Raw genomic sequence first — 8,577 nt, forward strand, 5'->3', positions numbered from 1 at the left:
TCAGGTAAGAACATCTTCCCATGCCGGTCGAGAATAATTTCCAGCACGACGAGCTATCGCGAAAGAGTCCGGGCGAGCGATTGAGTTTCGCCGACCTGGCAGATGCGGTCCCTCCGGATTCCCCAGCCTGGGCTGAGACCATGTCCGCGTACGGAACAAGTCTGTTTCAGGCCGGAGTCGCTGCCATTGTCTTGCTCCATGGCTCGCTCCACGGCACCGATGTCTTCGGCGCGCAGCGGTTGGATGAGGTGGGTGGGCTCAAGCGAGGGTATTCACGGGGCGTCTCGGGGCTCGATGCCTTGCTTGCCGCGATGCGCGAGGACAGCAACGGGATTCTGGCGCTGCCGGGCGGGCTCACACCGCCGCTTCCGGACGATGATGCGACGAAAACCATTCTGGATGAACAGATCGGTGACGCGGGGAACTTCACCGGCGAGTATGTCGACTCGTTGAGGAAGGCCATCAATAAGAAGCTGACGCAGCCGATCTCCTGCACCAGGTTGCTCTGGTCATCGGAACATCACCATCTTGGGCGGGCGCTCGCCGCCGTGTCCCTGCTCGCCGAACTGCACAAGCTCTGTCAGCATCAGAACTTGGGAAAGGGGCACCGCATTCTCATCCAAGCGCATGGGCAAGCCGGACTCACGCTGGCGTTCGTGTCGAATCTTCTCTGCCCAAGCCCCATCACTGGTCGGCCAAAGCTGCTTGACACGTTGACCGGCTATGCCGCCCAGGCCGGTCAGACCACACTCATCGACACGATCAAACTTGTTGAGTCCATGCTCGCGACCGCGTCGCCCCTTCATGGAGTGACACTCGACATAGTGACCTTCGGCACGCCGGTTCGCTATGGGTGGGATCCTTCCGGAATCGGAAAGCTGCTGCACGTCGTGAATCACCGGAACTTGCGGACAGATGGAAAAAGTTGGCTGGCGAAGATGGAGCTGCCTCAGATAACCATGGAGATGCCGATCGCCTGGGGTGGAGATTACGTTCAGGAATTAGCCGTTGCGGGCAGCGATGCCGTCCCGCCGACTGAACCGGCCAAGGCGGCGAATAGGAAAGTGTGGGAGATGGTCGAGCCATACGATGGATTTGAACGGTGGCTGGAATGCGCAAGACGCGCGGTGCGGTTCCCGAGCGAAGGCCGCTGTTTGCTGGTGGACTACAAGGACAGCACCGGCTCGACGAATCCTCGTGACCACTACTATGGCCACGCAGTCTATACGCGCCGGCGCGCCCTGCTGTTCAACACGACGCAGATCATCCGTGCCTTCTATGAGACTTAAGCATGCCCAGGGGCGCTGGAGGTCGCCATAGGTTCATTCCCGCTGCCGCTGGATCTGTAGCCTGAGTCCTGGTTGAAGGCCGCCGGTAACACCTCTTCGATCCGTTCCGTCAGGATGAAGGTCAGCTCATCGCGCACTTCCTGCGGGACTTCTTTGAGATCTTTCTCATTGGCCTTCGGGATGATGATCCGTTTGATTCCCGCGCGATGCGCCGCCAGCACTTTTTCTTTGATGCCGCCCACCGGCAGGACAAGCCCGCTTAAGCTGATTTCGCCGGTCATGGCGGTGTCGCTTCGCACGGCCTTACCCTCGTAGGCGGAAGCCAGGGCGGTCGCCATGGTGATGCCGGCCGATGGCCCATCTTTCGGGATGGCTCCGGACGGCACATGGATGTGGAGCCCGTTTCGTTTGAACCGGGAGATGTCCAACCCCATGCTTTCCGCATGCGACCACAGATAGCTTCTGGCCGCGCGCGCGGACTCCTGCATGACGTCGCCCAACTGCCCCGTCAGGGTCAATTCGTGACTTCCAGGGAGTAAGGTGGTTTCGACATAAAGGACATCGCCGCCGGTCGGGGTCCAAGCGAGGCCGGTGGCGACGCCTGGAGGCAGGCTCTTCCGGGCCTCTTCCGGCATAAACCGTTCGGAGCCCAACCACTCGCCGAGAATGTCGGGTGGAATGGCGACAGGCCGTCGTTCCTGGCCTTCCCGGAGATCGGCGAATGTCAAGGCCACTTTTCTGGTCAACCGTCCGAGCATCTGCTCAAGCTGGCGCACGCCGGCTTCTCTGGTGTAGCGCGAAATGACGAGATTCAGTACCTCGTCCGTAAGCACGGCTTGGCTTGCCTCGATGCCTGCCTCCGTGAGCCGTCTCGGCCAGAGATAGCGTCGAGCGATCTCGGCTTTCTCGCGCTCGCTGTACCCTTGAAGGCGAATGATTTCCATCCGATCCAACAAGGGTTGGCTGATGGTGTCGAGGGTATTGGCCGTGGTGATAAAGAAAACCTTGGAGAGGTCAAACGGAAGATCCAAATAGTGATCACGGAATGTGTGATTCTGCGCCGGATCCAAAATTTCCAAGAGGGCCGAAGCCGGATCGCCTCGAAAATCCCGCCCCATCTTGTCGACTTCATCGAGCATCAAGACCGGATTGTTGACGCCCGCACGGCGGATGGCCTGGATGATGCGGCCCGGCAGCGAGCCGACGTAGGTGCGGCGATGGCCGCGCAATTCTGCTTCATCGTGGACACCACCCAAACTGAATCGTTCGAAGGTCCGGCCCATCGCCCTTGCGATCGACTGGCCCAAGCTTGTTTTCCCGACGCCGGGAGGGCCGACGAGACAGAGAATCGGGGCCTTGGCGGTCGGATTGAGTTTCAAGACCGCCAGGTGCTCGACGATCCGCTCTTTCACTTCCTTGATCCCGTAATGATCCTCTTCCAACACCTGACGGACCGTTGAGAGATCGAGATGTTCCTCGGATGCCTTGTTCCAAGGAAGTTCGAGGACCAGCTCCAGATAGGCCCGAAGGACCTGATGGTCCGGCGAGGTCGGCGGCACTTTGCCCAATCTCGTGGCCTCGCGCTCGACTTCCTTGCGCACGTGCTCGGGTAAGTCGGCTTCGGCAATCTGCTTTTTCAACCGGGCGACCTCGTTCTCTTCATTCTCATCTTCGCCCAGCTCTTGCTGGATGGCCTTCAGTTGTTCGCGCAAGATGTACTCGCGCTGACTTTTGCCGATTTTTGTCTGGGCATCCTGGGCGATCTTTTCTCGCAACTGAAGTATTTGGATTTCCTTGGACAGCGCGGTGTACAGGCTGCGCAAAAGGTCCAAGGTCGAGGAACTTTCGAGCAATTGCTGCTCTTCCACCGCATTGAGATTGACGAGTGAGGCGATGCGATAGGCCAGCGCGACGGAATCGTCCTCATTGCTCAGCACCGCCCCCACTTCCTGAATGCCCGGAGCTTGGATCAATCGGGGCAACTCGGACACAAGTTCTTGAACGGCTCGGTGAAGGGCTTTGACTTCAGGCCCATCGTCCGATGGACGCCCCAGGGTGCGGACACGAGCCGTGGAGTAGGGGGTGGACTGTTCTTCTTTCAGGAGGACAACGCGATCCAATCCCTGTACCAGCACATGGATCGTTCCCTCGGACAACTGACCGATTTGCTTGACGATCGCCTTCGTGCCGATGGAATACAGATCGGCCAAGACGGGCTCTTCCGTCTGAGGATCTCGTTGCGCGACCACGACGATGGTCTTTTCTTCTGTCTTCATCGCCGCGTTTATCGCAGCTACGGAACGTTCACGTCCGACTGTCAGAGGGATCATCACGCCCGGAAATAACACCGTTCGCTTAACGGGAAGTATCGGCAACGTCGACAAGACAGTATGTTCCATGGCGGCCATCCTTGCTCAGGGTTCAAGACATTATAACAACTTGATAGGTTCCCACGCTCGGAAGTCAAGGGGAAGGAGGGCGTCCATCGCACCCTTGCGCACCCTCGCTCAATTCATGCTCTCTGCGGTCAGGTGGACGGGCCGCACATTCGTGGAGGCCGAGCTGCGGTTTTCTTCACGCGGACTTTGTTGATCTTCGCCCGGGTGAATCAGTATTCAAGGCTGGTTTGTCGGCCTGAGGCGTCGTCTCGCTCCGCCTCGGACGATGACAAATTCATAGAGCCGGCATTCCAATGCCCCGTTGAAGAGGGGGATGCGTTTGGACGGCGTCAGCCCGATCAGCTTTGATAACCGGACGTCGCCGGTCAACACATAGGCGCGCCATCCGGCGAAGCGCTGCTTCAGCCAATCTCCAAGCTTGGGGTAAAACGACTCCAGTTCGTCCGGCCGGCTGAGGCGGACTCCATAAGGCGGATTGATGACCATCACGCCGGTGTCGGCAGGCGCGTCCAGATCCAGAATATCTTGTTGCGTCAGCCGGATATCGTGTGCCACCCCGGCGCCTTCGAACATTCGCTGCGCGATCTTCACCATCGCCGGATCGCGGTCGGACGCATAGATGGCGGCGGAAGCCCGAGCCACTTGCTTGGCTCGCGCTGCGTCGCGAAATTGGTCCCATCGATGTGCGTCGTGAACGAGCAACTGTTCAAAGCCGAAGTTGCGTGAGAGGCCCGGCGCGATCCGGCGGGCCATGAAGGCGGCTTCGAGCGGAATCGTTCCGCTCCCGCACATCGGATCGAGCAGCGCATCGTTCGCGGTCCAACCAGCGAGCCGGAGAATGCCGGCCGCCAGGTTTTCTCGAAGCGGCGCTTCGACCGAGCCTGTCCGATGGCCACGTTTGAACAGCGGCTCTCCGGATGTATCCACATAAAACGTGACGGCGCGCTCGTCCAGAAAGGCGTCGAGTTTGATGTTCGGTCGCTCCGTATCAACGCTGGGGCGCCGCTGCCTGACCGTGGCAAACTTATCGCAGATAGCGTCTTTGATGCGGAGGGTCAGGAAATCCAGGCTGGGGAGAGGACATCGACGGGCGCTTACCTTCACCTTGATTGTCTGCGCGGGCGTGAACCAATGGGGCCACGCAAGTGCATAAGCGGCGTGATAGACATCGCGTTCTGTTCTGTAAGGACTCTGTCCGACTTCCCAGAGGACGCGACTGGCGATGTGTGTATTGAGATTGACCTGATACATGGCCGACCAGGAGGCTTGGAAGCCCACGCCTCCCTCTGTCTTGGTCGTCGTCGGCACGCCAAGGTGATGAAGCTCTGCCTCAAGCACGCCTTCAAGCCCGCGCGGACAAGGTGCAAAGAAGCGATGGTTTATGCTATCCATTTTGCTCACGGATGATTACCGATTCAGAGGCCAGCGGATGAATTTTTGCAGCGCCTGTGGAAAGTCTGTGACCCAAAAGGTTCCGCTCGGCGATAACCTGCCTCGGTTCGTGTGCGAAACCTGCCAGGCTATTCATTACCATAATCCGAAGATCGTCGCGGGCTGTATTCCGGAATGGGAAGATCAAATCCTTTTATGCCGGCGGGCCATCGAGCCGAGATTGGGCCTCTGGACCTATCCGGCTGGTTTCATGGAACTCGGCGAAGGGACCGAACAGGCGGCGATGCGGGAGACGCTCGAGGAGGCGCAGGCGCAGGTGACCATTACGCGGCTCCATTCCGTATTGAGCTTGCCTCGCATCGGGCAGGTCTACATGACCTTCATCGGCCGTCTTCAGAGCAAGCAGTTCAGCGCAGGGTTTGAAAGTCTGGATGTGCAGCTCTTTCCCCGCCACGCAATCCCCTGGGAGGAGATCGCCTTTCCGGTGGTAGAGGCGGCCTTGCGTCATTACATCGAAGACGTGGCACGGGGGACGTTTGAGCTGCATGTCGCCGATGTGCTGGGGACCATCAACTGATCGAGACCCGATCAGTGTTCTTTGGCAGGTTATTCAAAAAGACGTCTGTTCTCCGCCCACCCCGGCGCGGCGAAGCCGAGGGCCAAGACGCGCCCTTCACCGAATCAGGCGGCGACGACGCGAGAACGAAGCCGGAGGGTTTCCCAACCGCCTGTTAGGAGCGAAGCGCGCGCTGGGGCAGGATCGCGTGGATGTCGACGAGTTGTTCCGTTCGGTCGATCGTGTAGAAAACCCGCCATTCCCCCACGGCATACTTGCAGAGTCCCGGAAGGTCGTCTGCAATGGGTTCATGGCGCAGGTTGTCGACATTGGATGCCAGCCACTTGGACTTGTCGAGCAGCCGTTGGGCCATGGGTTTGTCAATCGCGGCGAGATCTTGTGCGATGCCGGGTTGAAAGGCGAGGCGGTACCAGGGCATGGAATCTTACCACCGGAGGCCGAGCCGCTCGGCTACGTCTTCTCCGGAGAGCCGGTCGCTGTTCGTCAATGATTGCTTGAGTCGGTCCCTGAGTGAATCACCGAGCCGGAGGCCCAGATCAGGATCTCCGATCAACTCGCGAATCCGATCGTCCACGAGGCCTTGAACCAGTTCCTTCAATTGTTCCATCGACAACGACGAGAGATCCATGGAATCAGAATACGGGTCAGGATGGATGGAATGCAACCAGCTGCGGGCGCGGACTTGATCGAACCTGTGCGCGCCGAACGTGGATGACGCGCAGCACGGTGAATTCCAATTCCTGCCGGTCAGCTTGCCGGATAAATCGGCGTTCTGGTTAAAGAGGATCTCCGTCTGTTTTTGGAAAGATGGTCGATCTCGTCAAAGGTGAGGAATAGTCTGTCCTGACGGCTGAGCGATTTGCTTCACGCCTTCGGCAGCGTGCCTTTTGGAATGATGAGGGCCTGTCCCGCCGTTACGGAAAGCTGTTCGACGACCCGCTTGAGTCGTTCTTGTTCGGTGGGTGCCACGGTTAAGAATTCGACACCGATTCCCTGTGATCCGGACCAGCGGACGGCCCCTCTGCTGATGTGGATGGGGGTGGGTTCGCCGGGCAGTTCAATGAGTAATTCCACCTGCATGCCGGTAAAGGGCTGGACGACGCTCTCTAACCGGCAGCCCTTCAGTGAGAGATCCTTCACGGACGCGTTGTATCGAAGTTTGTCTCTCTGAACCAAGGTGCTGGGGATTGTGACCGGAAACCGCGGGAATTTACGGGTGACCATCGTGCGTCCTTCTATCTCGTGGCAGATCCATTTGCCTATCTGCGAAGCATGAGACGTTGACTCTTTGCCTGTCGAGCCGATCGGCGTCGTAGCGAGTTATAACTAATGGGTGCTAGATAGCAGGCTATGTGTCCGTGGGCGACTTGTCAACGAAAAGACCGAACCGAGCAGGAGTAGCCGCCTTCACAACGGAAGGCGGTGTCGCTGGTTTCCCGTCAGGGAACGTTTACCAGCCATAGCCCCAATACCCATAATGTCGAGGGCCCCAAAATGGAGGAATTATCAAGATGTCCGTTGAAAATGTTCTGAGTCGCTCCATGGTTATGGCTCTTGTCAGGCTGCCTTCTTGCTCGGCACAGAGGCCGCCTCTGTCTGCTCGGTCTCAATTGTGGCCCTGATCTGCGTAATCTCGGCATAGCCCTTGACCTTCCGGAACCGCTGCTCACAGCAGAGCAGCACGGTCCCCAGCCACCGCTGAAGCATCACACTCCCGCGGATTCGCTTGAGGTTCCGCTCACTGTGCCGGACCAGCGAGAACATGCTCTCGATTGGATTGGTGGATATGAGCGTCTTGCGCAGCAGGGGCGGCACCTTCAGCCGATGCAGGGTCAATAATTCCTCAAAGGCTTCCCGGAGCGATGTGGCCGCTGATTCGTTTTTGGTTCGGAGCCAGGCCTCCAACTCCTGCAGCATCCGCCTCGCGTCGGCATAGCTGGTCTGCTCCAACGCCGTCATCAGCCGCCGATGCGCCTCTGCCCGATACGGCTTTGCCAGGTGCCGCTGTAGATTCCGGCTCTTGTGAATAGCACAGCGTTGATGCACCAGCTTCTTACCGAACCGGGCTCGAAGCGCCTTGATCAGCCCACTGCCGCCATCGGTGACAAACAGAATTCGGCGGGAGAGGACCAGCCCGCGACGCTCCAGGTCCACAAACAGCGCCTCACAGATCTCGTGATTTTCTGAAGAGCCCTGCCAGAACCCCAAGGCCTTCTTCTCCCCACCCTGGTCCACCCCCAGGGCGACGAGAAACGCCTCGCCCCCTCGGTGGATGGTGTCGAGGAAGAGGGCAAATGGCGTGACGTCGGCCAGAGATCGTTGTTGGAACGCCTTCAGTTTCGTCGCGGTCAGCTCCACGAGCTTGCGAGAGACCGAGGAGGCGGACACGCCGAACGCCCCTGCGGCCTCGATCACGGTGTCCGCGTAGCGCTGCGCCGACACGCCTCGGAGAATCTTCGCCAACAGTTCCTCCGAAAATGCCCCCGGCGCACGCATCCGGGCATAGGACTGCAGGGTCAGCTCTCCCTGCGTCACGTGCCGCAAGCGGGGGCGCGTCACCTTGACCTTCTGGTCTCCCAGGAAGATCGAGCCGTCCTCATGCGCCCACTTTTGAAGAGCAGGGTCCGTCGGATGGTAGTCCGGTCCCGCGATCTCCTCGCGCTCCATCAGCATGATACTCTCACCCACCATCCGTCCCATCTCCAGCATCACCGCATCCAACGCTTGTTTCCCGGAGTGAATGACACGGACCAGGGTCCCCAGCATTCGGTCCTCACCCGTCATCGCTCGCAATCCTGCCAACACCTGTTTCCGTTGTCTGGTCTCCCGCCTCATCGGTGGCTCCTTTCCTGTGTGCCCGTAGAGTATTCCACGGCAGGAGCCCCTCATTCAAAATTCAACGGACTTCAATATAACTCCA

The 8,577-nt window shown here is 59.1% G+C and carries 8 protein-coding genes; 2 read left to right on the forward strand and 6 right to left on the reverse strand.

Going from position 1 to position 8,577, the window contains the following annotated elements:
- The first annotated feature begins 20 nt into the window (after positions 1-20).
- Complete coding sequence (locus COMA2_RS08050; RefSeq protein ID WP_090896327.1) at positions 21-1,289, forward strand: hypothetical protein; 1,269 nt, start codon at positions 21-23, stop codon at positions 1,287-1,289.
- On the opposite strand, the gene lon is transcribed toward COMA2_RS08050, so the two are convergent.
- Both lon and COMA2_RS08060 read right to left on the reverse strand, forming a co-directional pair.
- Positions 1,286-3,688, reverse strand: coding sequence for an endopeptidase La (gene lon, locus COMA2_RS08055; protein ID WP_090896329.1), 2,403 nt, complete (start codon positions 3,686-3,688; stop codon positions 1,286-1,288). The two genes, COMA2_RS08050 and lon, sit on opposite strands and share 4 nt — an antisense overlap.
- A 216-nt stretch (positions 3,689-3,904) precedes the next feature.
- Positions 3,905-5,080, reverse strand: coding sequence for a THUMP domain-containing class I SAM-dependent RNA methyltransferase (locus COMA2_RS08060; RefSeq protein ID WP_217490667.1), 1,176 nt, complete (start codon positions 5,078-5,080; stop codon positions 3,905-3,907).
- Between the two features lie 37 nt (positions 5,081-5,117).
- Here COMA2_RS08060 and COMA2_RS08065 point away from each other — a divergent pair, with 37 nt between their 5' ends.
- Complete coding sequence (locus tag COMA2_RS08065) at positions 5,118-5,657, forward strand: zinc ribbon domain-containing protein (protein WP_090896347.1); 540 nt, start codon at positions 5,118-5,120, stop codon at positions 5,655-5,657.
- Between the two features lie 154 nt (positions 5,658-5,811).
- On the opposite strand, the gene COMA2_RS08070 is transcribed toward COMA2_RS08065, so the two are convergent.
- From COMA2_RS08070 to COMA2_RS08085, 4 genes are all read right to left on the reverse strand, one after another.
- The gene (locus COMA2_RS08070) at positions 5,812-6,075 is read right to left on the reverse strand and encodes a type II toxin-antitoxin system RelE family toxin (RefSeq protein ID WP_090896331.1); all 264 of its coding nucleotides are present in this window, start codon (positions 6,073-6,075) and stop codon (positions 5,812-5,814) included.
- 6 nt (positions 6,076-6,081) lie between these two features.
- Entirely contained in the window at positions 6,082-6,270 is a 189-nt protein-coding gene (locus COMA2_RS08075) for a hypothetical protein (protein WP_217490668.1), read from the reverse strand.
- 251 nt (positions 6,271-6,521) lie between these two features.
- Positions 6,522-6,881: a PilZ domain-containing protein gene (locus COMA2_RS08080; RefSeq protein WP_090896335.1), complete on the reverse strand. Its 360-nt coding sequence runs from the start codon at positions 6,879-6,881 to the stop codon at positions 6,522-6,524.
- Between the two features lie 333 nt (positions 6,882-7,214).
- Entirely contained in the window at positions 7,215-8,492 is a 1,278-nt protein-coding gene (locus COMA2_RS08085) for an IS256 family transposase (RefSeq protein ID WP_175304358.1), read from the reverse strand.
- Between the last annotated feature and the right edge of the window lie 85 nt (positions 8,493-8,577).

It is taken from the genome of Candidatus Nitrospira nitrificans (assembly GCF_001458775.1).
Classification (GTDB): Bacteria; Nitrospirota; Nitrospiria; order Nitrospirales; family Nitrospiraceae; genus Nitrospira_D; species Nitrospira_D nitrificans.

What these genes read in the sequence shown, in the direction of transcription:
- COMA2_RS08050 (WP_090896327.1), top strand. Translation starts at nt 21, where the DNA reads ATGCCGGTCGAGAATAATTTCCAGCACGACGAGCTATCGCGAAAGAGT.
- lon (WP_090896329.1), bottom strand. Translation starts at nt 3,688, where the DNA reads ATGGAACATACTGTCTTGTCGACGTTGCCGATACTTCCCGTTAAGCGA.
- COMA2_RS08060 (WP_217490667.1), bottom strand. Translation starts at nt 5,080, where the DNA reads ATGGATAGCATAAACCATCGCTTCTTTGCACCTTGTCCGCGCGGGCTT.
- COMA2_RS08065 (WP_090896347.1), top strand. Translation starts at nt 5,118, where the DNA reads ATGAATTTTTGCAGCGCCTGTGGAAAGTCTGTGACCCAAAAGGTTCCG.
- COMA2_RS08070 (WP_090896331.1), bottom strand. Translation starts at nt 6,075, where the DNA reads ATGCCCTGGTACCGCCTCGCCTTTCAACCCGGCATCGCACAAGATCTC.
- COMA2_RS08080 (WP_090896335.1), bottom strand. Translation starts at nt 6,881, where the DNA reads ATGGTCACCCGTAAATTCCCGCGGTTTCCGGTCACAATCCCCAGCACC.
- COMA2_RS08085 (WP_175304358.1), bottom strand. Translation starts at nt 8,492, where the DNA reads ATGAGGCGGGAGACCAGACAACGGAAACAGGTGTTGGCAGGATTGCGA.